The sequence below is a fragment of the Geomonas terrae genome, from assembly GCF_004791675.1.
In the GTDB taxonomy this organism is placed as follows: Bacteria; Desulfobacterota; Desulfuromonadia; order Geobacterales; family Geobacteraceae; genus Geomonas; species Geomonas edaphica.
The window spans coordinates 1,084,872-1,111,710 of sequence record NZ_SRSC01000001.1 but is presented as its reverse complement, the minus strand read 5'-3'; the positions used below and the strand labels follow the sequence as shown (position 1 = coordinate 1,111,710).

The following is a 26,839-nucleotide window of genomic DNA, read 5'->3' as shown; positions in this document are numbered from 1 at the left end:
GCTCCCCTTTTTACCAGTTTTGTGCTCCGGTCCTGTTGTTTCCGTGGTGCACACGATTGCCGGTCATCTCGTCACGCCCGTTTCCTGCGCGAGCAGTTGCAAAATGCCCGAGAGCGGGATCGAGACCCAGTCCGGGCGGTTATTGAGCTCGTACCCAAGCTCATAGATCGCCTTGTCCAGCATGAACGCCTGCAGTATGATCTCGATCTCGTCCGTCTCCGTGGGCATGAAATTGGCCCCGGCCACCCATTCCCGGTAGGCATCGAGGAAGACCTTCGCGTTGTAGCGGTACCAGGCATGAACCCAGGGGATAAGGTAGGCGATGTCCTCGTCGCGCACCTGAGTCCGCTGCATGATGACGGCGTGCGCCGCGTAGTGGAAGGAGCGCATCATCCCGGCCACGTCACGCAGCGGAGACTGCTTGATCCTCCGTTCGCTCAGCGACTTTATCGGCTCACCTTCCAGGTCGATGATGAGGAAGTTGTCGCCGGTGTAGAGGAGCTGCCCCAGGTGATAGTCGCCGTGAATGCGTGTTTTCATGGCGCCGAACTTGCGCACCAGGAACTTCTGGAAGACGGCGTATAGGTCGTTCTCCATGCTGAGAAGCCCCTCCGCGTCGCTCGCCGTATGCTGCGGGATGGCGGCCAGGTTCCTGCGCAAAAGCTCGAAGACCTTCCTGCAGCGGGTGCGCATGGACTGGTAGACGGAACGCTGGTACAGGAGCGCGAACGGCTCCGGTGCGAAATCGGGATCGTCGCTGCGCGAGGAGATCGCGATGTGGAACTCGGCGGTCCGCTTGCCGATCAAGGCCACCATGTCGGGATAAACCCCCTGGATCAGCTCCAGAAGGGCCGGCGTATAGCCGCTTGACTCGTTGCCCGGATGGGGCTCGAAACCCGACTTCTTCGCCTCCTCGCGGTAAGCAAGTACGCGGTCCACGAACTGCCCCACTTCGCCGAGCGTGAAGGTCCAGGCGTCCCCCTGGTTCGGCACGAACCCCTGCAGGAGCCCGAGGGCGAAGGACTCGCCGCTGTTGCGCCGGTACTCCAAGGTTCCCCCTAACGGCGCGACATGCGGGAAACGGACCCGGTCGAGGAACCTTCCGATCTCGAGTTCAGGATGGGCCCCCTCCTCCATGCGCCGGTACAGCTTAAAGAAGAAGTTGTTGCCGAAAAGAACGGAACTGTTGCTCTGCTCCGTCTTACCCACTTGCGACGGGAAGGGGGGCGCCTTCCCTTCCATGAGCGGCGAAATCGAGATGGCGGGCTGGCCCGACAGGCGTCCGCCATCCCCTTTCAGCGATTTCCTGCGCCAGATGAGCTCGAAGAGCACCCAGCGCAGGTGCGAGTTGTAGAGACCGTCGTAGAGGAGCCCCGGTCGGTCGCCGACCTTGAGCTGGCAGATCACCGCCTCCGGGGATGCGCCCAGAAGCGTTTCCCCGCCTCCGTCCATCGGGACGTAGTGCAGCGGTAGCAGGTACACCTCGGGGATCCCCTCGCTGTAGGTGACCTCCAGGAAGGCGAGGATCACCGAGGAGCCATCGATCGGAACGGGGAGTTGGTCGACGACGGAGAAGCGGACCATGATGCGGCTCTTCCCCTGGAACCAGCGCGCTTTTTTGAGGTAGTCCGGGAGGACAGACTGCTCCAGTTGGCGCAGCCAGGCGACTTTCAGCACGTTCTCCCAGCTTCCCGGCACCGCGACCTCCTCCAGCACCCCCTCCTCGCGCGGCTTGATCTTCTCGCGCCCGTCGGTCAAAAGGAGCAGATGGTAGTCGTACGCACCCATGATGATCCCGTAAGGGGAGTCCTTGATGGCGGGGAAGCGGTTACGGCTGAACATCTCCTCCGGGTAGAAACCGACGAAACGGGGCTGGTTCACCTGCACGAACTGGGTGGCGCGAGAGAGGTTGATCAGCACCAGGATGGTCTGGTCCTCGTACTGGCGCAGCATGGCGAGCACCTTCGGATTGTCCAGCGGCACGAACTCGAGGCTCCCCCAGCCGAACGCCTTGAAGCGCTTTCTGAGGTCGATCATCCGCTTCATCCACCAAAGAAGGGAGGACGGGTTCTTCGCCTGGTTCTCGACGTTGCGCGCCTCGTAGTGGTACTCCGGGTCGATGATGGCGGGAAGGTAAAGCTTCTGGGGGTTCGCGGGCGAGAAGCCGGCGTTTCGGTCCGGGCTCCATTGCATCGGGGTTCGCACGCCGTTGCGGTCGCCGAGATAGTAGTTGTCCCCCATGCCTATCTCATCGCCGTAGTAGACGATGGGGGTCCCCGGCATGGTGAAGAGCAGCACGTTCATGAGCTCGATCTTGCGCCTGTCATCCCCCATGAGCGGCGCGAGCCGGCGCCGGATGCCGAGGTTGATGCGGGCGCGCGGGTCGCGGGCGTAGATGCGGTACATGTAGTCCCGCTCCTCGTCGGTCACCATCTCCAGGGTGAGCTCATCGTGGTTTCTAAGAAACATGGCCCACTGGCAGTGCGGAGGGATGGCGGGGGTCTGCTGCATGATGTTCACGATCGGGAAGGAATCCTCCATCTGCAGCGCCATGAACATGCGGGGCATGAGCGGGAAATGGAACGCCATGTGGCAGGCGGCGCCCCCGCCGAAATAGGAGGCGGCGTCCTCGGGCCACTGGTTCGCCTCGGCGAGAAGCATCCGGTCGGGATACCTGGCGTCGATGTAGGCGCGCAGCTTCCTCAGGAACTCGTAGGTCTCCGGGAGGTTCTCGCAGTTGGTTCCCTCCCGCTCGTACAGGTAGGGGACCGCGTCGAGCCTCAGGCCGTCCACCCCCATGCCGAGCCAGAAGTCGATCACCTTGAACATCGCCTCGTGCACGCGAGGGTTGTCGTAGTTGAGATCGGGCTGATGCGAGTAGAAGCGGTGCCAGTAGTAGCTCTTGGCGATCGGGTCGCGGGTCCAGTTGGAGACCTCGAAGTCCTTGAAGATGATACGGGCGTCCAGGTACTTGTCCGGTGTGTCGCTCCAGACGTAGAAATCGCGCCAGGTGGAGCCGGGCTTCGCTCGGCGCGACTTCTGGAACCAGGGGTGCTGGTCCGAGGTGTGGTTCAAGACGAGTTCCGTGATGACCCTCATGCCGAGGGCGTGCGCCCCCTTCAGAAAGTCCTGGAAGTCGCGCAGCGTGCCGTAGTCTGGGTGGACGGTGCGGTAGTCGGCGATGTCGTAGCCGTCGTCCTTCAGCGGCGAGGGGTAGAAGGGGAGCACCCAGACCGCGGTGACCCCCAGGTCGCGCAAGTAGGGGAGTTTCTGCAAAAGCCCTCGGAAGTCCCCGATGCCGTCGCCGTTACTGTCGCAAAAGCTCCGGATGTGCACCTCGTAGATCACGGCATCCTTGAACCAGAGCGGATTCTTCTCGTTGCGAAACGGCATGGCTTCCTCCTAGAAATAATAATCGAAGTCCGACTCGCGCTTTTGCCAGGTGCTGATGCGGTAGATGCAGGCCGGGTTCACCTGCGGGTCGAGCCGGACCGTGGTCATTCCCCCCTCCCAGATGGAGCGCTCGCCGCTGACCAGGTCGTGCAGCAGGTAGGACTGCCCGGGGGCTAAGCCGAACAGATCGAGCGGCACGCGCAGCTTCGCGGTACGCGCCCGGAAGGGATCGAGGTTCACCGCCACCAGGAGCGAGCTCTTCCGCTGTTTCGCCACCTTTACGTAGAAAAGAACGCTGTCGTCGTCCGATTCAAGGAAGGTGACGTTGTTGGTCCTCTGCAGCGCGCTGTACTCGCGACGGATCCGGTTCAGCGTGATGATGAGCTCCCGGATGTTCCCCGGGGCCTTCCTGTCCCACTGCCGGATCTCGTACTTTTCGGCGTCGAGGTATTCCTCCGAGCCCTGCTTTTCCGGCATGCCGACGCACAGTTCATACACCGGCCCGTAGATACCGTAGCTGGAGGAAAGGGTGCCGGCCAGGACCAGCCTGATCATGAAGGCGGGGCGCCCGCCGTACTGCAGGAATTCGGTGAGGATGTCCGGTGTGTTGGGCCAGAAGTTCGGACGCATGAACTCGCTCGTGTCGCCGCGAGTCAGCTCCATCAGGTAATCGGTGATCTCCCGCTTGCTGTTGCGCCAGGAGAAGTAGCTGTAGGACTGGCTGAAGCCCAGTTTCGCGAGCCGCGCCATGATCTTGGGTCTCGTGAACGCCTCGGCCAGGAAGATGACGTCGTGCGACTTCTCCTTCGCCTTGCCGATGAGCCACTCCCACATTGGGAAGGGTTTCGTGTGCGGGTTGTCGACCCGGAAGATGCGCACCCCCTGGTCCATCCAGAAGAATACGACCCCCTTCAGCTCCTCCCAAAGCTCCTCCCACTGCGGCGTCTCGAAGTTGATCGGCACGATGTCCTGGTACTTCTTCGGGGGGTTCTCGGCGTACTGCACCGTGCCGTCGGGACGCCACTTGAACCACTCCGGGTGCTCCTTCAGGTAGGGGTGGTCCGGCGAGCACTGGAAGGCGAGATCCATTGCGATCTCGATGCCGTGTTTTTCGGCCTCCCGCACCAGGTCGCCGAAGTCCTCGATGGTCCCGAGTTCCGGGTGCACCGCCTTGTGCCCACCCGCCTCGGAGCCGATGGCCCAGGGGCTTCCCGGGTCGTCCGGTCCCGCCTCGACCGCGTTGGCCTTCCCCTTGCGCTTGCTGGATCCGATGGGATGGATGGGAGGAAGGTAGAGAACGTCGAAGCCTAGCTCCGCTACGTCGGGGAGAAGCCCGATGCAGTCGCGGAGGGTGCCGTGGCGCCCTTCTTCGCCTAAAGAGCGTGGGAAGAGTTCGTACCATGAGCTGAAAAGCGCCTTCTGGCGATCCACCCGGACCACCAGTTCCTTCTGGTAGCGCGTGGCGAGCCCCCGCGCGCAGCAGGTGCTGACCAGGTCGGAGAGCCGCGTGTCGAGCCCTAAGGCCACCGCCCCCTCCTGGTTCCGCTCGGCAGAGAGCGCCGCCACCGCCTCGCGCAGCCGGGCCGCGTCCTCCTCCCCCGCCTCCGCAACCGCCTGCTCCAGGATCTTCCCACCGATCTGCAGATCGACCGCCACGTCCTGTCCCGCCTCGAAACGCTTCTGCAGGTCCCGCTGCCAGGTGCGGAAGTGGTCCACCCACCCCATGATGGTGTATTGGTAAAAGCCGGGCGTACCGAGTAGGAAGGAGCCCTGCCAGCGGTCATTGTCCAGGCGCTGCATCGGCGTTTCCAGCCAGCGCTCCTCTCCCATGCGGCGGTAAAGAAGTACGGCCACCACCTCGTCGTGACCGTCGCTGAAGACGTCCGCCCGCACCACCATCTCGTCGCCGACCACGCGCTGCACCGCGAACCTGCCGCAGTCGATCTGGGGGTGCACCGCCTCGATAGCTATCCGCGCCCTGCCTTCCATAGATCACCTCACTCGGATTCCAGCAGCGCCACACTCACCTCGCCGAAGAGCGCGGCAAGGGGGAGGACGCTTTGACCGTCGAGGGAGACGACGTCGATCACCGCGTCGTTCACCACGTTACGGAACCGCCCCCCTACCCCTTCGGGGAGAAGCAGCATCGTGTCCTGCCAGACGGCCTCACCAAGCGGACTGCCCCCATCCTCCGGCATCAGGGTCGCCACGAGCCGCGCCGCCGCGACGATCACCATCCGCCCTCCCGCTTTGCGTGCGAAGGCGCACAGATGCCGGGCCCGCGCCCCTTTCGCCTCCAGCGGCAGATACTCGCCGCCGTCGAAGACGTCCTTATGCTCCCGGCGATAGTTGAGCACCCGGTAGATGAGAAAGAGCTTCGCCCTCTCGTCCTCCCGTTCCAGCAGCTCGCTTAAGAGCCGGGGCGCACCCTCCTCCTGCTCGCGCCGCTTGAGTTCCGCGAGCGCGTCGATCCTCCTGCCGTAGTCCACCTGGCGCCGGTTGTCCGGGTCGACCAGGGTGAACTCGATCAGCTCGGTCCCCTGGTAGAAGTCGGGAATGCCGGGGGAGGTCATCTTCAGGAGGGTCTGGGAGAGCGAGCTGAAGAATCCGCAGCGGGAGAGCCGCCTTTGCAGCGGCAGGAACTCGCGCAGGAACTCGTTGTCGGGGGCCCGCGCGAGGATGGCGTCCACGAAACCGACCACCGCCTCCTCGTAAGGCCCATTCGGGCTCACCCAACTCGTGTTCACCTTCGCCTCCCGGAGCGCCTTGATCATGTACTCCCGGATGCGCCCCCTAAACGCCTCGTATCCGGCATCGTCCACATCGCCGACCGGCCAGGCTCCGATCAGGGTCTGGTACAGGAGGTACTCCTCGTTGAGCTCCGGGACCCTGGCGTTCTCGATCAGGGAACCGCGCCGTTTGTTGAGCCGGCTCCAGCGCGCCACCTGCTTCTGCCACAACGCCGGGATCTCGGAAAGCGCGTCGATCCTCGTGCGCACGTCCTCGCCCCGCTTGGAATCGTGCGTCGCCGTCGCGATCATGGCGTGGGGGAAGTTCTTGTACCGCTCGAGGTTCTGCCCGTGGAAGGCCTCGAGCGTGGTGCCGAAGCGCCCCGGCATGCCGCCGACATCGTTCAGGGAAATCAGCCGGTGGTAGACGTAGAAGGCAGTATCCTCGAGCCCTTTGGCCATCACCGGGCCGGTGATCTGCTGGAAGCGCATGGCGAAATAGAGCCAGTCGCGGCGGCTCTCCTCGCTTGCGCGCTCGGGGGATCTCAAAAGGAGCACGTCGCGCAGGAAATCGAAGACCGAGCCGCTAATGGCGGGGTTGCGGCGCTTCGCCTTGGAGACCGCCGCGTCGATGTACTGCACGTCGCGGTCGCGCACCGAGGCGGAGTTGGCGTAGGTGCGGTACACCGGGAAGCAGGCAATCACCTCGCTGATGGCGCGGGCCAGGCTGTTCAGGGTGAAATCGCGGGTGAGACGGTCCTCCTCGGCGATGTTGTTCAACTGGTGCGCCAGCATGTTCACCTCGCCGGAGAGGGAGACCTGCATCACCAGCTTCTTCTTCTCGTAGACGATCTCGGTGAAATCGGACCCGCGCTTCACGAAGCGGTCGTAGATACGGTCGAACTGCTTCGCGACATCGCTCGCCACGAAGATGCCGTTCACGCTGTTCAGGAACTCGTAGCCGGTGGTGCCGCAGACCGGCCACTGCTCGGGGAGGAGCTCTCCCTTCATGAGGATCTTTTCCACCACGGTGTAAAAAGGCTTGCAGCCCGGATCCCTCTCCAGCACCTCGTCGTACTGCCGCGCCCACTCCTCACGGATTGCTTCGGCGCCCTCCTCGGGTGGGGCTCCCTCGCTTCTTTCCCTCAGATTCATCCAGGCGCTTTTCTGCAGGTGCTGCAAGTAGGTGACCGGGTCGTAAAGCCCGTCCACGTGATCGATCCTAACCCCGGTCACCTTCCCCTCCCGGATCAGCCGGAACAGCAGGGTATGGGTCAGGTCGTAGACGGTCTGGTCCTCCATACGGATCGCGGCGAGGGCATTGATGTCGAAAAAGCGCCGGTAGTTGATCTCCTCGGTGGCAACACGCCAGTAGGAGAGGCGGTACACCTGGTCCCGCAGCAGCCGGTCCAGCAGATCAAAGGAATTGGCGTCGCCTTTGGTCCCGTTGAAGATCATCACATTTTCCGATACAAATTCAGCCACTTCGGCGGAGTCGAAGCAGAGCTGAGCGAGGCGCTTCTTGATGATCTCCTTCTCGCGGTGCCGCTCGTTCATCTTCTCCGAGTCCCGCTCGGTATGAAGGGGGAGGTGCTGCAGGGCGGTCTCGATGCTCAGTAGTTCCTGGAGCGGCCCGGCCTCCGGGGGGAGCTTCTCCTTCAGGGCATCCAGCCGATGCTGCAGGATCAACAGGTAACTGCGCGGCTCCACCGGGATCTGCAGTGCGTTGCACTGGACGAAGAAGGCACCGTCACGGAAGATGAGCTGCAGCCCTCCCCCTTCCAACACCCTGCCATACTGGTCACCCAGAAGAGGCAGCAGCACCTTCCCGGTCAGCTCCTTTTTCACCGGCTCCCAGTCGATGTCGAAGAAGTGGGCGTAGAGGGAGCTCATCCCGTTCTCGAGTACGTCCATCCACCAGACGTTGTCGCCGCTTTCGATGCACATGTGATTCGGGACGAAGTCGAGGATGTGCCCCATGTCATGGCGGGAGAGCTCGTCGACGAAGGCCTGGTGGCTTTGCTCGTCGCCGAGCTCCTTATTGAAGATGGTCTGGTTCACTACGTCGTAGCCGTGTACGCTCCCCTCCTTCGCGGCTACGTAGGAGGAGGCGTACACGTCGCTGACGCCCAAGTCGTGCAGGTAGCCGACGATCCTTTCAGCGTCGGCGAAGGTGAACCCGGCGTTGAATTGCAGCCGGTAGGTGGCGCTCGGTATGCGGGCCTGCGGCAAGTGCTGGTCCATGCTCTCCCCCGTCTATCCTTGCGGCAGCACCGCTCCTGTGTTGAAGCGCAAGGTGTCCCCCAGCCTTTGGAAGGCTTCGAGCCACTGGGTTGCCCCCTCCTCGCCCTGGCCGGAGCGCTCGAGGAACTCGGGATAAACGGTCTTCGCCAGCGTGTAATAGTCGTTCTGCATCTGCCACAGCACCATGTTGATCGGGATCTCGTTCAGAAGATCCATGTACTTTTGCATCCTCCCGATCACCTTAACGTCGGTCGGGTCCTGAACCAACTGGGCGGAGAGCTTCTCCAGATGACGCCGCATGTAGTATTCGGTCTCTGGCTCCTCGATCCCCACTCCCCAGGTCCTGATCTGGCCTACGATGCGCCGCACCGCCTCCTCGTCGACGTCCTCCTCGCTCATGGCGTGCTTGAGCGCCTCGTTCAGCGCTGGCTGGGCCACGGCCATGAAGACATGCGGCACCGGCACGCGGGTCTCCTTCACGAACTCCATCAAGGGGCGGACACGTTCGTACATCTCCTGGTAGCTTGCGATACTCTCCTCGAGGTTCTGGTTGATGATCTGACCGATGATCTTGCGCTGCTCATCGCTGAAGAGGTTTAGAAGGGAGAAGCTGTGCGTGCCGAAGTGCTTGTCCATGAGGAGCACCAGGTCCGAGTACAGCCCCTTGTCGAAGGCGGCGCTCATCTCCTCGCGCATGGCGGTGTATCCCCCCTGGTCGCAGACCTCCATCACGCCCCCCTTGAAGTCATGACTCCCGATACGCACGACGCAGAAGGTGAGACAGCTCTTCTCCTCGGTGATCTCGCTCGCGACGTGAATGCGCCCCATGGCGATCACCGCGTCGGGAGTGGCGGCCTTGTGGTATTCCTCCCTCGCGATGGCGTAGCAGTAGATCTGGGAATGCTCCTCGTAATCCTCGTAGAGGGAGCTGAACGCGTAGTGAGCACCTACCTTCATCAGGTCGAGCCGTATCGGGAGCACGAAGTTGCGGTAGATCCAGAGTCCGTCCTGGTAGTCCGGTATGTTGCTCTTCGCCTCCTTGAGCCGCTCCAGAAACCCCTTCTCCACCGGCCCATCGACCACCCCCTCGGAAAGCTGCAACGCCCGGCTCGCGTAGTCGATCACCTGCACGGTCTCAAGCCCCGAGAGCTCGTCGAAGAACCAGCCGCAGCTCGTGTACATGAGCATGGCGTGCCGCTGCATCTCCAGAAGCTTAAGGGCCCGGATCTTCTCCTCCGCCGTGAGTTCGCGTAAGGCGTGTCGGGAAAGGAACTGCTCCGCCACCTCCATGCCGCGATTCAGGATCACCTCGACGTACGCGTCGCGCACCCGCCATGGGTTCTTGAAGAGTTCGCGCCCTTTCTGCTCAAACCCCTTGGCGAGGCGGTCGCGCAGCCAGTCGAGAGAGGCGCGTAGCGGCTGACGCCACTGCTGGTTCCACCCCGGCATGCCGCCGGAGCAACCGCAATCGCTATTCCAGCGTTCCACCCCGTGCGCGCAGCTCCAGGAGGTGCGCTCGTGGATTCTCACCTCGGTGTCCGGGGGGCAAAGCTCCAGGTATTCACCGTAGTTGGTGAGCCGCGCCAGGTTATTGCTCTCGATATGGTTCAGGCAGGCGGCAAGCGCCATGTCGCCGAACTTCTGGTGATGACCGTAGGTTTCCCCGTCCGTCGCGATGTGCATGAGCTGGGACCAGCCGCGCTCGTCGTTGAAACCGCCGACCAGCCTGCCGGCGAGCGCCTCCCCGCTCTCGAGAAGTTTTTCGAAGGCTACGGCGCGGGAGATGGGGCCGTCGTAGAAGAAGAGGTTGATGGAGCGGCCGGAGGGGAGGTTGCAAAGGTAGCAGCGGGTCGGGTCGATCTCCGCCTCGAGCCACTCCTCCTCGCCAATGGCGCGGTAGGCCGCGGCCTGGTGCGGTGCGAGGATGGTGTACTTGATCCCCTGCTCGGCGAGGATGTCGAGCGTCTCGAGGTCCACCGCGGTCTCGGCGAGCCACATACCTTCCGGGAAGCGCTGGAAGCGCTTCTCGAAGTCGGCGATGCCCCAGACGATCTCGGTCCGCTTGTCCCGCGCGTTGGCAAGCGGCATGATCATGTGGTTGTAGACCTGGGCGATGGCGGAGCCGTGACCGGAGCGCCACTCCATGCTCTGCTTGTCCGCGTCGAGGATCGCCTGGTAAATTCTCGGTGCCGCCTGCTCCATCCAGGAGAGGACGGTGGGGCCGAAGTTGAAGCTTATCTTCGCGTAGTTGCTAGAGATGTCCATGACGCGGCTGTCGCCGTCCAGAACGCGGGAGGCCGAGTTCGACGCGTAACACTCGGCGGTGATGCGCTCGTTCCAGTCATGATATGGGGAAGCGGAATCTTGTATCTCCACAGCCTCGAGCCACGGGTTCTCCCTGGGAGGCTGGTAGAAGTGACCGTGGATGCACACGTAACGCTGGGTATCGTTCTCCTGCGCCATGACTTCCTCCTCAAAGCTTCGCGCTGTACACGACAACGCTGAAGGGGTTGATCCGCACCGTCTCCTGATGTCCTTCGTTACCCGCCTCTATCCTTTCCGGTGCTTCCTCACCCGGGCCGCGCCACTCTGCGGCCGAGGAATCTAGCACCCGCTCCCAGCTCCCCTGTGGAAGGGCAAGCGGGACCTCCTGCTGGATGTTGCTGAAGCTGAACAGGCAGATGGCGGCATCCCCGTCGGTCCATCTCCTTAAAAAGAGCACCTTCTGCTCCGGCAGCCCAAAGACCTCCATGGCGTCGCGCTGGAAGACCCGCAGGGCGGGCAACGAGGCGCGCAGGGAGAAGAGCTTCTTGTAGAACTCGAGAATGACCGCCTGTTCTCCTTCTTTCGGAGTCGCAACGCTCACCTTCGACTCCAGGAAGGTCTCCTCCGCCGCCGGGTCCGGGATCTCCCCCTCACAGACGCCGGAGGCGTGCTCCTCGTGTTTCCCTTTGCGCACCATGTCGACCAGCTCCGGGTCGCCGTGGTCGATGAAATAGTGGAACGGCGCACGCTCGCCGTATTCCTCCCCCATGAAGAGAAGCGGCAGGTAAGGGGAAAGGATGACGGCCGAGGCGGCAAGGAGAAGCTGGTTGAGGGGAAGGGTGGCGCTCAGCCGGTCCCCGCATTTGCGGTTGCCGACCTGGTCGTGATTCTGGGAAAAGACGACGAACTGGAAGCCGGGGTGCCTCTCCGTCGGGCCGCCGTGACGCCGCCTGCGGTAGCGGGAATACTCACCGGTGTAGACGAAGGCCTCGCTGAAAGCCTTCTGCAACTGAGCGAACTGGCCGAAGTCCTCGTAGTAGCCTGTGGTTTCTCCAGTCAGCAGCGCGCGCAGGGCATGGTGGAAGTTGTCGCACCACTGGGCGTCGAGGCCGAAGCCGCATTTCTCGGGGGAGTTGATCAGGCGGACGTCGTTGGTGTCGTTCTCGGCGAAAAGGTAGATCCCGCGCCCGAGGCGCTCCCGCTGCCGATGCACCTCGTCGGCCAGGCGCCTTAAAAGTGGCTTGGGGGTTTGGTCGAAGATCCAGTCCACGGCGTCCAGGCGCAGCCCGTCGAAGTGGAACTCGTTGATCCAGTAACCTGCGTTGGAGAGGAAATAGTCCAGCACGGGATCGCTGTCGGCGCCGTCGAGGTTCACGGCACGCCCCCACGGAGTGCGGTACTTTTCGGTGAAATAGGGACCGAACTCGTCGAGGTAGCACCCCTCCGGTCCGAAGTGGTTGTAGACCACGTCCAGCAGGACGGCAAGCCCCTTTTTATGGCATGCGTTCACGAGTCGCCTGAGGCCGTCCGGACCGCCGTAGCTGTGTTGGGGGGCGAAGTGGTACACCCCGTCGTACCCCCAGTTGCGACTTCCCGGGCACTGGGAGACCGGCATGAGCTCTATTGCGGAGACACCCAGTTCCACCAGGTAGTCGAGGTGTTCGATGACCGCCTCGAAGGTTCCCTCCCTGGTGAAGGTGCCGACGTGGATCTCGTAGATCCGGTACTCTTCCAGCGGGATACCCTGCCACCCCTCATCCATCCAGTGGAAGAGCCCCGGGTCCACCACCTGGGAAGGCTCATGCACCCCGTTGGGCTGATATCGGGAGAACGGGTCCGGATAGGTCTTTCCCGATTCCAGCTGAAAAAGGTAACGGTCACCGTCCATCGCGCCCGGCACGGTAACCGAGTGATACCCCTTTCCCTCAGGCTGCATCGGCACCGTCCCCGCCGCCTTGCCTGACAGGATCAGGACGCTCGCCGCCTTCGACTTCGGGGCCCAGACCCGGAACTGAACGCCACCTTCTTCCAGGACCGTGGCACCTGATTCCATCCGCCAACCGCTTGCAACCATACGCCACCTCCCGGCCCCGTGACGTCACCGCCACGGACCTTACGCATCGGCGCAAAACCTCATCAACGATACATGAGAGCCCCCCCGTGTCAACACGCCCAAAAGACGCGGTTCCGCGGAGGGTAAGACCGCTAACATTTGGTTTTTCATTAACAAAAGGGAGCCCGAATCCTGCCGGACCCGGGCTCCCTTTTGATCGGTCAACCGCGCGGGCTTAAAACCGCACCTTCCTTTATCTACCTGCCCGGATTTACTTGTGCACCGTCGGGAGCGCCTCGCGAATGAAGGAGAGATGGCGCTGTTCATCGGAGTAGTTGGCGCGCACGATGGCGGAAATATCGACGGGAAGATCCAGCTTCGACGCCTCCTCATAACGACTTGTGGTGAGCCGCTCGTTGCTCTCCATCGCCTCGAGGGCACCCTTGGTCCCGGTCAGACTCCTGAGTGCGGTGAAGCCGGAGATCAGGAAGCCCTTGAAGTCCGAACTGAGTTCCGGCGGCGTCCCTCCCAGTTCCAGCATCTTAGCCGAGAGAAGATCGATGTGCTTTCTGTGGTCAGCCTGGAACTGGATCAGCTTGTCCTTGATGATCGGCTCGTTAACGTTCTTGATCGCCTGATCGTAGGCATGGGTTGCGTCGACGTCGAGCTGGATCAGTTTTTCCAATTGGTCGAGAATGTCGTCCCTGTTCATGCTGTTACCTCCGGATAGATTTTGGTTGTCCGCACTGTTTTCCCTCCTGCAGGCAGCATGAAGCGCCGATAGCATGGACTGCAGCTCCTACTCCTCCCTCATCTTTTCGCGCAGGACCCAATCGTGCCCCTTCGATTTGCTGTGGTTTTCACCTGCCTCGCGGGCCATTTCCCTGCTCTCCAGCCAGTCGGTTATCGCGCCGCAGCCGTCCTTGCACTCAGGGAGGTAGCGGTACTTGGTGTAGTCGAAGTCCATGGAGCCTCCTTTACGGTCCCGGCGTCAGTTGCAGTCTTCGGCCCATAGACATCCCTGCTGGCCGCACTGCCCCGACTGCCCCGAATCGAAACACGCGATATTCCCTTCTATGCATTGGATTAGGCGGATCAGTTCGCCCTTTTTCAGCTTGCCGCAGGGGATCTCCATACGTTGTGCTATTTCCTTGATCTGCTGGACCTTCATCTTGCTTCTCCTTTCTGCGCCCCGGTGGGCGCCCCTTCCTAAAAATTGACAACGCCTAATAATCTAGCCACCGCGCTCTCGTTGTCAAAGACGAATGAGGAATAAAGTTGCCTATGCGTCCCCGCCCCCGCCTGCGGGCCGTAGCTCCTACGGTGGGCGTAGGCCCGGAGGGGGGAGGGGTGCCAACCGCTGCTTTACGGTGTGTTGATGATCAAGTCGTCTGACGAGCCCGTTGTTTTCGCTGTGATAGACTCATGTGCAGCAAAGGGAGGTGTTCTCATGGGGCTGGAGGAATATCATCGCAAGCGAGATCTGGCAAAGACACCCGAGCCGGCGGGCCAAGGCGGCAAGGCTGCCAACGCGCTGCGTTTTGTGATCCACAAGCATGCGGCCTCGCACCTGCACTACGATTTCCGTCTTGAGATCGACGGGGTGCTGAAGAGCTGGGCAATTCCTAAGGGCCCGTCCCTGGACCCGGCGGTGAAACGGCTTGCCATGATGGTAGAGGACCACCCTTACGAGTACGGCGAATTCGAAGGCGTCATCCCGAAGGGTAATTACGGCGCAGGTGAGGTGATCATCTGGGACACCGGGACCTTCCACGCCGCAGCCTCCGAGGAGCGGGAGCGGAGTCTCGAGCTTCTACGGGAGGGGCTGCGGAAGGGGGACCTGAAGTTCATCCTGCGCGGCGAGAAGGTGAGCGGTGAGTTTGCGCTGGTACGGATCAAGGGTGAGAAGGGGAACTCCTGGCTACTGATCAAGAAAAACGACCGCTTCGCCAGCAGCGAGGATGTGACCCTGCAAGAGCGCTCCGTGGTGAGCAACGCGACCATCGAGGACCTGCGCGCCGGGAGGGTGCCCGCGCGCCGCGTCGGCAGCTTTGAGTCTGAGCAGACTGCCCAGCCAGCTCAGTCGGACCAGTCGGACAGGGAGTACCTGGCCGGGACCACCCACCCCCCTGCCGAAATGCCTCACCAGATCTCGCCCATGCTCGCCACATCGGCTGCCGAGCCCTTCGACGACCCGGACTGGCTCTACGAGATCAAGCTGGATGGCTACCGCACCATCGCAGAACTTTCCGGCGCCGACGTGCTCCTCTACTCCCGCAACAACCTCTCCTTCAATAAGAAATTCCCCTCCCTGGTGCGCTCCCTTTCCGCACTGAACGTCAACGCCGTCCTGGACGGCGAGGTGGTTGTCCTGGACGAAAGCGGCCGGTCCTATTTCCAGCTGCTGCAGAACTACCAGCGCACCGGGCGCGGCAACATCTGCTACTTCCCCTTCGATCTCCTGTACCTGAACGGGGAAGACCTGCGTAGCCGGCCGCTTCTCGCCCGCAAGGAAAGACTGCGCGCCCTGCTCCCCGACCTCCCTGACATCCGCTACAGCGACCACATCATGGAGTACGGCCGCGAGTTCTTCGACCTCGCCCGCCGCAACAACCTGGAAGGGATTCTCGCCAAGCGTGCGACGAGCACCTACCAGACCGGCCGCAGAAGCAGGGACTGGCTGAAGATCAAGATCCGCATGCAGCAGGAGGCGGTGATCTGCGGCTTCACCGAGCCGCGCCGCAGCAGGAAAGGCTTTGGTTCGCTGGTGCTAGGCGTCTACGAGGACGAACGGCTCGTCTGCATCGGCTTTGCGGGCGGAGGGTTCGACGACGCGGGGCTAAAGGAGATGCACGACATGCTGCAACCGTTGGTGCAGGCGAAGTCCCCCTTCGAGTCGCCGGTGAAATCAGACATGCCCATTACCTGGGTCAGGCCGGAGTTGGTCTGCGAAGTGGAATTTTCCGAGTGGACCGAAGAGAACGTGATGCGCCATCCGATCTTCCTGGGCCTTCGAGAGGACAAGGACCCGAGGAGCGTGGTGCGTGAGCTGGTCCGCTCCGAGTTTGAACCCTCCCCTCTCGCGGCACCGGAGCCCTCCGCTACGCCGTTGACAGTCGCGCCTTCCCCCTCAAAGACGGATGACGCCCCCGCATCGGCGCAGAGCCTCCCCACCAGCTCGCACAGAAAGGAGCGCTCCGCCGGTAACGGCCGGAACGAGACCCTGCTTCTCGACGGGCATCGCATCGAGCTCACCAACCTCGACAAGGTGTTCTGGCCGCAAGAGGGATACACCAAGGGGGACGTGGTCGCCTATTACCGGACCGTGGCCCACGCCATGCTACCGCACCTCGTCGACCGCCCCGAGTCGCTGTACCGCACCCCTCATGGCATCGCGGAACCCGGCTTCTTCCAGAAGGAGACCGGAGATCTTCCCCCCTCCTGGATAGCCACCCGCGAGATTTACTCGAAGCACGTCGATAAGAGCATCAAGTTCCTCGTCTGCCAGGACGAGGCAACCCTCATCTACATGGCGAACCTCGGCTGCATCGAGATCAACCCATGGCTTTCGCGCCTGCAGCAGCTCGACTATCCCGACTATTTCGTCATCGACCTTGACCCGGAAGACATCCCCTTCGCCAAGGTCATCGACGCGGCGCTCGCGGTGCGGGAGGTGCTGGAAAAGGCGGGCGCCGCAAGCTTCCCCAAAACCTCCGGCGCCACCGGGATCCATATCTACGTCCCCCTCGGCGGAAAGTACGACTACGACACCGCGGGCGGCTTCGCGAAGATCGTGGCGACCCTGGCGCATCACAAGGTTCCCGAGTTCACCAGCCTTGTGCGCAGCCCCAAACTGCGCCAGAAACGGGTCTATCTCGACTTCCTCCAGAATAAGCCGGGGCAGACGCTCGCCGCCCCTTACAGCATCCGTCCCCGTCCGGGCGCACCTGTCTCCACGCCCCTCAAGTGGGAGGAGGTTAAGCCGGGGCTCGACCCCGTTCAGTTCACCATCCGGACCATGCCGGGGCGCCTGGAGCGGATGGGCGACCTCTTCGCCGGCGTGCTTGGCCCCGGCATCGATCTGGAGCGGTGTATCGAAAACCTGGAAGGGGGATGACCGGTTGCGGGCGGTGCGACAACGGCTATAATCGGGCCTGGTTAAAATTATCCAAGAAAGGAGGAGGGGCCATGAAAGTGGAAGAGGGTGATGTCCTGATCTGCAGCACGGAAGATTGCGAGGTTGAACTGACCGTCACACGGGCCTGCAAGTCAAAGACCTGCGGTGCCGCATGCGAGATCGAAGCGACCTGCTGCGACGAGCCGATGGAGCTCAAGTAGAGACGGGGCCGGCCCTAAATGGGTCGGCCCTTTCCTTGCCTGCTGCGACTTTTCCGTCTCCAATTATTAAAAAAAGACAAGCTATTAAACCCGAAATCTCCCATGATACACTTTATTCAAGGAAGCTAATGAACCATGGGGAGGTGAAAGGTCATGCTACGTTGGGCAGTGATATTCTTCATCATCTCGATCATCGCTGCGGTGTTCGGCTTCGGTGGAATAGCCACAGCAGCGGCCGGCATCGCGAAACTGCTCTTCTACCTGTTCCTGGTGATCGCCGTAGTGATGCTCGTGGCAGCTCTCTTGGCTGGCCGCGGCATTACTCGATGACACAGCACGAGGTACGACCTTCAATCGAGGCGGCGCAAGCCGCCTCTTCGCTGTCACCCCTTCGCCAGTTCCTGACGAATCCTTTGCAACTCTTCCCGTCTTTCCTCGGACACTTCCGGATATTTCATCTTCAGTCCCTCCAAAAGGTCCAGCAGCACCTGCGCCACGATGAGCCTCGCGTTCTTCTTGTCATCCGCCGGGACGACGTACCATGGTGACTCCTTGGTGCTGGTCGCGTTCAGGCACTCCTCGTAGGCATCCATGTAACGCTTCCAGAGCTTGCGCTCCTCGATGTCTCCGCGGTCGAACTTCCAGTTCTTCTCCGGATTGTCGATCCGTTCCAGGAACCGCTTGCGCTGCTCCTCCTTGGATACGTGGAGGAAGAACTTCACGATGCGTGTACCGTTGCGGGTAAGGTGCGCTTCCAAATCCGCCATGGACCGGAAACGGTCACGCCAGATCCCCTTCCTGGCAGCCAGGGCGTCCGGCAGGTTTTCGCCGGCCAGGATCTCCGCGTGAACGCGGACGATCAGTACCTCCTCGTAGTAGGAGCGGTTGAAGATTCCGATGCGTCCGCGCTCCGGCAAACGCCTCATGCTGCGCCAGAGAAAATCGTGGTCGAGCTCTTCCGCGCTCGGGTGCTTGAACGAGTAGACCTCGCATCCCTGGGGGTTGATCCCCGAAAGGACGTGCTTGATCATGCTGTCCTTCCCCGCCGCGTCCATCGCCTGGAAGATGAGCAGGATCGACCAGCTGTTATTCGCGTAGAGGAGCCCCTGCAGGGCGCTCATGCGCTCGATCTGCTCGTTCAGAAGCTCGCGGTACTCCTCCTTGGAGCGGTAGAAAGGATCTACCAAGGTGGGGGACTTGGTCAGCTTCACCTGGTCTTTCGGCTTCACCCGGAACTGCTCGGTCGAAATTTTCATGCGCCCCTCCTCGTCGGTTGCGACAGTTTGAGGCTAACGCACTTTCCCCGGTTTTCAATGAGAGCTAAACGGCGGGAGGCTCATTGGGCGCAGGTTGCTCCTTCAGTGCCCTCCCTCATCTACGACTTCTCGTTGCTCACGAGGAGCTTGGACATCATCTGCTTGGCGGACTGGCTCATGATGCCGCCGAGGTTCGGATCCCCTTTGAAGAGCGAGGCGACAAATCCCTTTGCCTGGTCGAAAGTTATGTGCGGCGGCAGGGGGGGGACGTCCGGGTCGCACATGGCATCGATCACCACCGGACGCTTCGCTCGCAGTGCGGTCTTCCACGCCTCACGCACCTGCCCCGGGTCCTCAAGCCTGATTCCGTCGAGGCCAAGCATCTCGGCGTAACCGGCGTACGGGAAGCGCGGAATATCCTGGGAGGCCGCGAACTTGGCGTCGCCGTTCATCACCCGCTGCTCCCAGGTCACCTGGTTCAAGTCCCCGTTGTTCAGCACCAGGACCACGAGGTTCGGGTTGCTCCACTGTTTCCAGTACTTGGCGATGTTCACCAGGCCGTTGATCCCCTGCATCTGCATGGCTCCGTCGCCGACCATGGCGATCACGGGACGGTCCGGGTAGTTCATCTTCGCGGCGACCGCGTAGGGAACCCCGGGGCACATGGTGGCGAGCCCCCCGGAGAGCGAGGCCATCATGCCGCGGCGCAGCTTCAAATCGCGGGCGTACCAGTTCGCCGCCGAGCCGGAATCGCAGGTCAGGATGACCTGGTCCGGCAGTTGCGCCGAGAGCTCCCAGAAGAGGAGTTGCGGGTTGATCGGGTTCGCCGCGAGCTTCGCCCGCGCTTCGAGCACCTCCCACCACTCCGCCACGTCCTTCTCGATCCCCTCACGCCACGACCGGTCCTGCTTTTGCTCCAGGAGCGGGATCAGCGCCCGCAGGGTGAGCCTCGCGTCCCCCTGCAGGTTGACCTCCATCGGGTAGCGCAGGCCGAGCATCCTCGGGCTGATGTCGATCTGCACCCCGCGCGCCTGCCCCTCCTTGGGAAGAAACTCGGCGTAGGGAAAGCCGCTGCCGACCATGAGCAGGGTGTCGCACTCCTTCATCATTTCCCAGCTCGGCTTGGTGCCCAGAAGACCGATGGAGCCGGTAACGTAAGGGAGATCGTCCGGGAGGACCGCCTTGCCGAGGAGTGCCTTGGCGACACCCGCGCCCAGTTTCTCCGCTGCGATGGAGACCTCCTCCCCGGCACCTAGGGCCCCGGCACCGACCAGCATGGCCACCTTCTTTCCCGCGTTCAGGACTGCCGCCGCCCGCTGCAGCTCGTCGCGTGGCGGGAGCACCTCCGGCCGCGAGAAACCAAGCCCGGTGAAGGTCGAGCCATGCTTGCGGACCGGCGCGGCTACCTCGTCCTCCTCCTGGATGTCGCTGGGAAGGATGACGCAGGTGACGGTGCGCTCGGCGAGGGCAATCCGTATGGCGCGGTCCACCAGTTGCCGGACCTGTGCCGCACTGGTCGCCATGTGCACGTAGTGATGGGCCACATCCTTGAAAAGCGAGAGGAGGTCCACTTCCTGCTGGTAGTCCGCCCCCATGGCCGTCGTTGCCTGCTGCCCCACGATCGCCACCACCGGCTGATGGTCGAGCTTCGCGTCGTAAAGACCGTTCAACAGGTGGATGGCGCCCGGGCCGGAGGTGGCGATGCAGACGCCGACCTCGCCGGTGAACTTAGCGTGGGCGCACGCCATGAAGGCAGCCTCCTCCTCGTGGCGCGTCTGTATGAACGAGACCTTCTCCTGTTCCCGGTTCAGGGCACCCATCACCCCGTTGATGCCGTCCCCGGGGTAGCCGTACACCCTGCGCACCCCCCAGTCGTAGAGACGCTGCACCAGGTAATCGCTGGCTGTTGCCATGAGACCTCCCTTGTTCATTAGATTGATTGCTTCTAATTTTTCCTCCAACAGTCTAGAGAGGGGCGCCTCATTGTCAACCTCGGCGGGCCGTTGCGGGACTTTCAGCGCGTCCCTTGACAACCGACTTCGCCTTGATAAAAAAGGTTAATCTTTTTTCATCTTTCTTCTCATTGATTCTGGGCTTTGAAAACGCGGCGTGGGGGATAGCGATGTCCGAGATTTCCAGACGCACCTTCTTGTGGATCACGGGTGGCAGCAGCATCGCCCTGGCAACCGATCCCCCGCGCAAGCTGGTCAACAAGCTTATCCCCAAGGTGATCCCACCGGAGGAGATCCGCCCCGGACAATGGACCTTTTACGCCACGACCTGCCGCGAATGCCCGGCCGGGTGCGGCATGCACGTCGCCCACCGGGACGGTCGCGTGACGAAGGCGGAAGGAAACCCGGAACACCCGATAAACCGCGGCGGGCTCTGCGCGCGCGGGCAGTCCTCCCTGCAGGGGCTCTACGACCCGGACCGCGTGGTCCGCGTGCTGCAACGCGCAGGCGACGGCAAGACCGGACGGAAGAGCTGGGACGAGGCGCTCGACGCCATCTCCTCCCGCCTTCGCTCGGGGGGGAAGGTGGCCATCCTCTCCAGCCTGCAGACCGGGGCCCTCGCCGACCTCATGAAACGTTTCGCCGCAGCCTTCGGCTCGAACCGGCTCCTCTTCTACGAGGCGTTCAATTACGAGGCGCTGCGCGCCGCGCACCAGCGTGTTTTCGGTCTTCCCGTCATCCCCCGCTACGACCTCGAGAACAGCGACTTCATCCTTAGCTTCGCAGCCGACTTCCTGGAGACCTGGGTCTCCCCGGTTTCCTACGCGCGCCAATTTGCGGCCATGCACGGTTACCGGGACGAAGCCCCCCCGAACCGGATGGCATACGTGGGGCCTCGCCTGTCCATGACCGCGAGCAACGCGGACCATTTCCTCCAGGTGGCGCCGGGAGAGCTCCGGCTTGTGGCGGCTGCGCTTTTGAAAATCATCATGGACCGCGGCTGGCAACGAAATGACGTCTCCGCGCTGCGACCGGCGATCGAGGCCCTCGTCGCGTCCTTCCCACCACCGGCCGTCGACCAGGCAAGCCTAGTCGCCCTGGCGCAGGCGTTCAGCCACGCGCTCCGCCCGGTAGCGCTGGCAGGCCCCGGGGCGGCGAGCGGTCCGGCGGCAACCGACGCGGCCCTTTGCGTCGCGCTTTTGAACTACGCCGCTGGCGCCGTCGGCACCACGGTCGACTTCTCCCGCCCCCATGCCCTGAGTGACAGCGCGCGCGACCAGGAGCTCGACCTTTTCTTCTCCTCGCTCGGGCCGCAGGACGTCCTCTTCGTGCACGACACGAACCCTGCCTACAGCAGAAGCGGGGCGGGAGCGCAGATCGGCAGGGCGGGGACGGTGGTGTATCTCGGCTCGCTGATGGATGAAACGGCCTCCCTCGCCCACTGGGTCCTTCCCGTCGACACACCTCTCGAGTCCTGGGGGGAGTACCAGCCCGAGCCAGGCATCAACGGCCTGATGCAGCCGATCATGGGGCGCCTTCACGACACGCTCGGGGCGGGGGATGTTTTCCTGGCGCTGGCGAGAAAGGCGGGGCGCCCGCTCGTCACGGAGCGCGGATCGGCTCCCCAAGACTTCCAGGCATGGCTCAGGGAACGTTGGAATGGAAGCGACCTGAGCTGGAATGCGGCGCTGGGGCAGGGAGGAGTGTGGCAGACGACGGCATCGGGCTCAGGCGGCTCGCCTTCGCTGCATCCCGAAGGCGTCACCTTCGCCGCGCGACCGGCTGCTGTTCCGGTACGCCGTGATGAGGCGGAACTCTGGCCCTGGCCCTCCATCATGCTCTTCGACGGCAGGCTCGCGAACCGCGGTTGGCTGCAGGAGGCGCCCGACCCGGTGACCTTCTTCGTCTGGGGGAACTGGATCGACCTCCATCCCCAGAAGGCGGCGGTGCTGAAGATTGACGACGGCGACCAGGTGCAGCTCACCACCGCGTCGGGTTCACTGCGCGCCACGGTACGCATCACCACCGAGGTGAGCGAACACGCTGCGGCGGTCGGCCTGGGACAAGGGCATACGGCACTCGGCAGGAACGCGCGCGGAGTAGGGGCGAACGCTTTCGTGCTACTCGGCGGAGAGGAAAGCGGCTTCTTCACCACCTGCCGCATCAGCAGAGTGACCGGAGATGCCCTCCCCCCGATCCGCACCTCGATAGAAAGCAAACAGCTGCACCGCGACGTGGTCCAGTCGGTGCGCTTCTCCGTGCTGCGCACCATGAAACCCGGGGAGGGTGACCGTCTGGATCTCCCGCTTCCTGAGGATTACCGCCCGGAGCGGGACATGTACCCGCCGCACCAGCACAAGAAGCACCGCTGGGGGATGGTCATCGACCTGCAGCGCTGCGTCGGCTGCGGCGCCTGCACCGTCGCCTGCTACGCCGAGAACAACGTCGCGGTGGTGGGGAGGGAGCTCGTTGCGGACGGGCGCGAGATGGCGTGGCTCAGGGTCGCCCCCTACCGGGTGCCGGAGCAGCCGTGGCGCTACGCGTGGTTGCCGCTTTTATGCCAGCACTGCGATGCCGCCCCCTGTGAGCCGGTCTGTCCCGTGTTCGCGGCGGTGCACAACGAGGAGGGGCTTAACGCCCAGATCTACAACCGCTGCATCGGCACGCGCTACTGCTCCAACAACTGCCCCTACAAGGTGCGCCGCTTCAACTGGGTGAACCAGGAATGGAAAAAGCCCCTGGACCTGCAGTTGAATCCGGAGGTGACGGTGCGCCAGCGCGGGGTGATGGAGAAGTGCACCTTCTGCGTGCAGCGTATCCGGCAGGCGGAGTACAAGGCCGCGCGCGAGGGGCGGCCGCTCCGGGACGGCGAGATCGTTCCTGCCTGCGCCCAGACCTGTCCAGCCGGGGTGTTCACCTTCGGGGACCTGATGGACCCGAACGCCACGGTGACCCGGCTCACCCGCACCGATCCTCGCCGCTACCACCTGTTGCACGAGCTGCACACGAAACCGGCGGTGACCTTTCTGAGAAGAGTGGAGAACGACCTGGTCTGACTGGGTCGGACAATGGAGAACGCCTTTGCCTGAACAGAGCTACGGCCAAATCAACGATGACGCCCTGAACCCCATGGGGAAGCCCGGCCTCGCGTACCTGCTCGCCATCGTGACGCTGGCAGGGCTCGCGGGACTCGGGGCGCTCTGCCTCATGTACCAGACCCAGGCAGGCATGGGGGTGACCGGGCTGAACCGTCCCGTGGGATGGGCGGTCTACATCACCAACTTCGTCTTCTGGGTCGGGATCGCCCACTCGGGCACCCTCATCTCCGCCATTCTCTATCTAATGCGCGCCAAGTGGCGCGATGCCGTCTCCCGCTCGGCCGAGGCGATGACCATCTTCGCTGTCATGACCGCCGGGCTCTTCCCGCTCATCCATCTCGGACGCCTCTGGGCCGCCTACTACATCGTCCCCTACCCCTCCCAGCGCGAGCTCTGGCCGAACTTCGTGAGCCCCCTCGTGTGGGACGTCCTCGCCGTCACCACCTATCTCACCGTGAGCCTGATCTTCTGGTACATCGGCCTCGTCCCCGACCTCGCGGCGGCACGGGACCGCTACCTCGCGGAACTCGGCCCGGAGCACCTGAAGAGCAGGATCTACCGCGTCATAGCGCTCGGCTGGTCCGGCTCGGGAACCCAGTGGCATCACTACGGCCGCTCCTACCTCTTCTTCGCAGCCCTCGCCACGCCGCTCGTGGTTTCCGTGCACTCGGTGGTCTCCTGGGATTTCGCCATGAGCCTGCTCCCCGGCTGGCACAGCGCCATCTTCCCCCCCTACTTCGTCGCGGGTGCCATCCACTCCGGCCTCGCCATGGTGCTCACCCTGATGATCCCCATGCGAAAGCTTTTGCACCTCGAACGCCTGGTGCAGATGCACCACTTCGAGATGCTCGCAAAGACCATCATCCTGACCGCCACCATCGTCGGTTATGCCTACGCCGTGGAGGCTTTCATCGCCTGGTACTCGGGGGACGTCATCGAGTGGCAAAATCACAAATGGCGCGTGTTCGGCCCGGTGGCCTGGATGTACTGGCTCTGTGTCGTGTGCAACGTGCTGATCCCCTGGCTCTTCGTGTTCCGGCGCATGCGCACGAAGACCCTCCCCCTCCTGGTGATCTCGCTTTTCGTGAACCTGGGGATGTGGTTCGAAAGGCTCATGATCATCTACACCTCGCAGGCGCACGACTTCCTGCCACACAACTTCGGACGCTACCTCCCCACCTGGGTGGAATTGACCATCACCGCCGGCTCTTTCGGCTTCTTCCTCCTCTTCTTCTTCGGCTTCACGAAACTCCTCCCCACCGTACCGCTAAGCGAACTGAAGGGTCACCTGGCCGAAAAAGAAGTGGTGCCGACCGAGGCGTGCAGCCACCGCGTCCGTCCGAGACTGCCGCAACATCGCCCCGCCGTGCTCGCCGTCTTCTCCAACGCTGGACGCCTGTTGCAGGCGGCCAAAGGGTGCTGTGACGGCGGCTTCAAGGTGATGGAGACCTTTTCGCCGGTGAAGATCGAGGAACTTTCCGAGGTCATGAAACACGCGAAGAGCCCGGTGCGATGGTTCACCCTGGCAGGAGCACTCGCGGGGCTTTCCGGCGGTTTCTGGCTCGCCGCCGGGACCGCACTGGTGAACCGCCTCGTCGTCGGCGGGAAGCCCCCGGTCTCTTGGGTTCCATTCTGCGTAGTCGGTTTCGAGGGGACCATCCTTCTTGGCAGCCTCGCAAACCTCGCTGGCCTCGTGCTCTTCGCCCGCCTGTTCCGGCTCGAGCCGCACCCCTTTTACGACCCGCGCTTCTCCCGCGACAAGTTCGGCCTGCTGATCTCCTGCGGCGCCGATGAGTATGAACGCCTGAAGGAGCAACTGGCGCCCGCCCACCCGGAGGAACTCCATGTCCACCAGTGACCGGCCGACGACGAAATCCTGGCTCGTGCTCTGGCTGGTGCTCGCCGTCGCCGGGTGCGCCTTGTGGCTCTACCTTCTGAACGGAGCGGATGAGGCGCGCATCTGGCGTGCGCTTCTCGTCAACTTCCTCTTCTTCACCCCGCTTTCCGCGGGACTCGTCGTCTGGCCCGCCATCGTCGCGACTTGCAAGGGGAAATGGCACCACCCGGTCGAGCGCCTGGCGAGCTCCGCGATCGCCTTCGCCCTTCCGTCGCTCGTAACGCTCCTCATCCTGTGGTGGGGGAGCGCGCACTGGTCCCCCTGGAACGGTGTGAACCACCACCAGGGGGCGTGGCTCCACCCCGGCTTCCTCTTCGGGCGCGACCTGGCCGCGCTCCTTATCTTCTGGGGACTCGCCCTGTACCACCTGAGGCTTACGCGGCGGGGCGAGGCGGCACGCTCCGGCGCGGTTCTCGTGCTGGCTTACTGCCTCGCCTTCTCCCTCATCGGCTTCGACCTCGTCATGGCCCTCGACCCCCTCTGGCACAGCAACCTGGCCGGCGGCTACTTTTTCATGTCCGGGCTCTACGGCGCCATGACCTGCTGGGCGCTCTTGTCCGTGTGGCACCCGGAGGCAGGGCCGGACCAGCTCCACGACCTGGGGAAACTGACCGTCGCCTTCAGCCTCATGACCACTTACCTCATGTACTCGCACCTCCTCCCTTACTGGTACGAGAACCTGCCGCGCGAAATCAGGTTCCTGGTGCCGCGCATGCACATGCCCGAGTGGCGTCCGTTCAGCTTCTTCCTCGTGGGGCTCGTGTACTTCGGGCCGCTCGTGCTTCTCCTCCCGATACGGACCAAGCGCAGCCGCGGCTTGCTCGGGACGGTCGCCTTTCTCGTCTTGTGCGGCCTTTGGCTTGAGCGCTGGTGGCTGGTGGCCCCGACGTTCACCCCGGTGGCGCACCTAGGCCTCGCCGAACTCTCCCTGGCCGCCGGTTTCGCCGGTATCCTCGGTCTCGGCATGCTCCACGCGCGCAAGAGCGGAGGTACCCCATGAGCGGGCCGGAGAAAAAGGGGGTGCCGCGCTGGGCGTCTTATGCCGCCGCTACCGCGATCCTGGCTTCGGCGCTGGCCGCTCTCGTCTACCTTAACCGCCTCTACCCGGTGGGGCTCGGCCCGCGCCAGCCCATCCCGTTCAGTCACCGGGTGCATGCCGGGATCAAGCAGATCAGCTGCTTCATGTGCCACGACTCCGCCACGCGCTCCTCCCGGGCCGGGGTCCCGCCGCTGGAGACCTGCCTTTTGTGCCATTCCCGCATCATCCGCAACTACCCGTGGATCGCGCGGCTCAGGGGGCACGTGGCGCAGAACCGGCCGGTGGTCTGGGAGAGGGTGAACTGGCTTCCCGAGTTCGTCTATTTCGACCATTCCATGCATCTCATGCGCGGCGTGGACTGCGGCCACTGTCACGGCGACGTGCGGCAGATGGACCGGGTGGCGAAAGCGCGCAAGTTCGAGATGGGTTTCTGCATCCGGTGCCACAAGGTGAACCGGGTCACACACGACTGCTTCGTCTGCCACCGGTAAAAGGCTCGGTACATGCCTACGAAGCGCGGAACCTGACCCTACGCTCCCCCCTTCGCGAGGTGCTACGGGGGGCAGGCTCCCCCT

General features: G+C 63.2%; 17 protein-coding genes. 7 read left to right on the top strand and 10 right to left on the bottom strand.

The genetic code is table 11. The features are described 5' to 3' along the window. Positions 1-63 precede the first annotated feature (63 nt). The 8 genes from treS to E4633_RS04605 all read right to left on the bottom strand — a co-directional run bounded on the left by treS (position 64) and on the right by E4633_RS04605 (position 13,855). Positions 64-3,393, bottom strand: coding sequence for a maltose alpha-D-glucosyltransferase (treS, locus tag E4633_RS04635; protein ID WP_135869076.1), 3,330 nt, complete (start codon positions 3,391-3,393; stop codon positions 64-66). Positions 3,394-3,402: 9 nt separating this feature from the next. Further along, positions 3,403-5,382 (bottom strand): alpha-1,4-glucan--maltose-1-phosphate maltosyltransferase, encoded by a 1,980-nt coding sequence (locus E4633_RS04630; protein WP_135869075.1) that lies wholly within the window; start codon positions 5,380-5,382, stop codon positions 3,403-3,405. An 8-nt stretch (positions 5,383-5,390) separates the two neighbouring features. Then, positions 5,391-8,366, bottom strand: a complete 2,976-nt coding sequence (locus tag E4633_RS04625) for a malto-oligosyltrehalose synthase (RefSeq protein WP_135869074.1) — start codon at positions 8,364-8,366, stop codon at positions 5,391-5,393. Positions 8,367-8,378: 12 nt separating this feature from the next. Beyond that, positions 8,379-10,829, bottom strand: coding sequence for a DUF3536 domain-containing protein (locus E4633_RS04620; RefSeq protein WP_135869073.1), 2,451 nt, complete (start codon positions 10,827-10,829; stop codon positions 8,379-8,381). Between the two features lie 10 nt (positions 10,830-10,839). Continuing rightward, positions 10,840-12,705: a malto-oligosyltrehalose trehalohydrolase gene (gene treZ, locus E4633_RS04615; protein WP_135869072.1), complete on the bottom strand. Its 1,866-nt coding sequence runs from the start codon at positions 12,703-12,705 to the stop codon at positions 10,840-10,842. A gap of 250 nt (positions 12,706-12,955) precedes the next feature. Next, the gene (locus tag E4633_RS04610; RefSeq protein ID WP_135869071.1) at positions 12,956-13,396 is read right to left on the bottom strand and encodes a ferritin-like domain-containing protein; all 441 of its coding nucleotides are present in this window, start codon (positions 13,394-13,396) and stop codon (positions 12,956-12,958) included. An 87-nt stretch (positions 13,397-13,483) separates the two neighbouring features. Beyond that, positions 13,484-13,651 carry a hypothetical protein gene (locus tag E4633_RS20510; RefSeq protein ID WP_198419383.1) on the bottom strand — a complete coding sequence of 56 codons (168 nt, stop codon included), beginning with the start codon at positions 13,649-13,651 and terminating at the stop codon, positions 13,484-13,486. A 24-nt stretch (positions 13,652-13,675) separates the two neighbouring features. Further along, positions 13,676-13,855, bottom strand: coding sequence for an SAP domain-containing protein (locus tag E4633_RS04605; RefSeq protein WP_135869070.1), 180 nt, complete (start codon positions 13,853-13,855; stop codon positions 13,676-13,678). Between the two features lie 279 nt (positions 13,856-14,134). Between E4633_RS04605 and ligD the strand changes: the two genes are divergently transcribed. The 3 genes from ligD (at position 14,135) to E4633_RS04595 (ending at position 17,352) form a co-directional block, all read left to right on the top strand. Then, positions 14,135-16,801 (top strand): DNA ligase D, encoded by a 2,667-nt coding sequence (gene ligD, locus E4633_RS04600; protein ID WP_135869069.1) that lies wholly within the window; start codon positions 14,135-14,137, stop codon positions 16,799-16,801. Positions 16,802-16,872: 71 nt separating this feature from the next. Further along, positions 16,873-17,022, top strand: a complete 150-nt coding sequence (locus E4633_RS20415) for a hypothetical protein (protein ID WP_162604664.1) — start codon at positions 16,873-16,875, stop codon at positions 17,020-17,022. Positions 17,023-17,175: 153 nt separating this feature from the next. Next, entirely contained in the window at positions 17,176-17,352 is a 177-nt protein-coding gene (locus tag E4633_RS04595; RefSeq protein WP_135869068.1) for a DUF1328 family protein, read from the top strand. Between the two features lie 53 nt (positions 17,353-17,405). Here the strand turns inward: E4633_RS04595 and E4633_RS04590 are convergent, their stop codons facing one another. Both E4633_RS04590 and E4633_RS04585 read right to left on the bottom strand, forming a co-directional pair. Beyond that, a complete protein-coding gene (locus E4633_RS04590) occupies positions 17,406-18,278 on the bottom strand; it encodes an ADP-polyphosphate phosphotransferase (RefSeq protein ID WP_135869067.1) in 873 nt (290 codons plus the stop codon). 119 nt (positions 18,279-18,397) lie between these two features. After that, a complete protein-coding gene (locus E4633_RS04585) occupies positions 18,398-20,191 on the bottom strand; it encodes a thiamine pyrophosphate-requiring protein (RefSeq protein WP_135869066.1) in 1,794 nt (597 codons plus the stop codon). Positions 20,192-20,400: 209 nt separating this feature from the next. Between E4633_RS04585 and E4633_RS04580 the strand changes: the two genes are divergently transcribed. The 4 genes from E4633_RS04580 to E4633_RS04565 are packed head-to-tail and all read left to right on the top strand — an operon-like array spanning position 20,401 to position 26,755. Then, positions 20,401-23,286 carry a molybdopterin-dependent oxidoreductase gene (locus E4633_RS04580; protein WP_135869065.1) on the top strand — a complete coding sequence of 962 codons (2,886 nt, stop codon included), beginning with the start codon at positions 20,401-20,403 and terminating at the stop codon, positions 23,284-23,286. Between the two features lie 25 nt (positions 23,287-23,311). Further along, positions 23,312-25,186, top strand: a complete 1,875-nt coding sequence (locus E4633_RS04575) for a quinol:electron acceptor oxidoreductase subunit ActD (RefSeq protein ID WP_135869064.1) — start codon at positions 23,312-23,314, stop codon at positions 25,184-25,186. After that, a complete protein-coding gene (locus E4633_RS04570; RefSeq protein ID WP_135869063.1) occupies positions 25,173-26,225 on the top strand; it encodes an NrfD/PsrC family molybdoenzyme membrane anchor subunit in 1,053 nt (350 codons plus the stop codon). Before E4633_RS04575 ends, E4633_RS04570 begins: the two co-directional genes overlap by 14 nt. Further along, complete coding sequence (locus E4633_RS04565; RefSeq protein ID WP_135869062.1) at positions 26,222-26,755, top strand: cytochrome c3 family protein; 534 nt, start codon at positions 26,222-26,224, stop codon at positions 26,753-26,755. The genes E4633_RS04570 and E4633_RS04565 overlap by 4 nt, the downstream gene beginning before the upstream one ends. Positions 26,756-26,839: the final 84 nt, after the last annotated feature.

Bases quoted from the DNA above. Each gene is read 5' to 3' on its own strand.
- E4633_RS04620 (WP_135869073.1), bottom strand. From the start codon at position 10,829: ATGGCGCAGGAGAACGATACCCAGCGTTACGTGTGCATCCACGGTCAC.
- treZ (WP_135869072.1), bottom strand. From the start codon at position 12,705: ATGGTTGCAAGCGGTTGGCGGATGGAATCAGGTGCCACGGTCCTGGAA.
- E4633_RS04625 (WP_135869074.1), bottom strand. From the start codon at position 8,366: ATGGACCAGCACTTGCCGCAGGCCCGCATACCGAGCGCCACCTACCGG.
- E4633_RS04585 (WP_135869066.1), bottom strand. From the start codon at position 20,191: ATGGCAACAGCCAGCGATTACCTGGTGCAGCGTCTCTACGACTGGGGG.
- E4633_RS04570 (WP_135869063.1), top strand. From the start codon at position 25,173: ATGTCCACCAGTGACCGGCCGACGACGAAATCCTGGCTCGTGCTCTGG.
- ligD (WP_135869069.1), top strand. From the start codon at position 14,135: ATGGGGCTGGAGGAATATCATCGCAAGCGAGATCTGGCAAAGACACCC.
- E4633_RS20415 (WP_162604664.1), top strand. From the start codon at position 16,873: ATGAAAGTGGAAGAGGGTGATGTCCTGATCTGCAGCACGGAAGATTGC.
- E4633_RS04610 (WP_135869071.1), bottom strand. From the start codon at position 13,396: ATGAACAGGGACGACATTCTCGACCAATTGGAAAAACTGATCCAGCTC.
- E4633_RS04605 (WP_135869070.1), bottom strand. From the start codon at position 13,855: ATGAAGGTCCAGCAGATCAAGGAAATAGCACAACGTATGGAGATCCCC.
- E4633_RS04630 (WP_135869075.1), bottom strand. From the start codon at position 5,382: ATGGAAGGCAGGGCGCGGATAGCTATCGAGGCGGTGCACCCCCAGATC.
- E4633_RS20510 (WP_198419383.1), bottom strand. From the start codon at position 13,651: ATGGACTTCGACTACACCAAGTACCGCTACCTCCCTGAGTGCAAGGAC.
- treS (WP_135869076.1), bottom strand. From the start codon at position 3,393: ATGCCGTTTCGCAACGAGAAGAATCCGCTCTGGTTCAAGGATGCCGTG.
- E4633_RS04565 (WP_135869062.1), top strand. From the start codon at position 26,222: ATGAGCGGGCCGGAGAAAAAGGGGGTGCCGCGCTGGGCGTCTTATGCC.
- E4633_RS04590 (WP_135869067.1), bottom strand. From the start codon at position 18,278: ATGAAAATTTCGACCGAGCAGTTCCGGGTGAAGCCGAAAGACCAGGTG.
- E4633_RS04595 (WP_135869068.1), top strand. From the start codon at position 17,176: ATGCTACGTTGGGCAGTGATATTCTTCATCATCTCGATCATCGCTGCG.
- E4633_RS04580 (WP_135869065.1), top strand. From the start codon at position 20,401: ATGTCCGAGATTTCCAGACGCACCTTCTTGTGGATCACGGGTGGCAGC.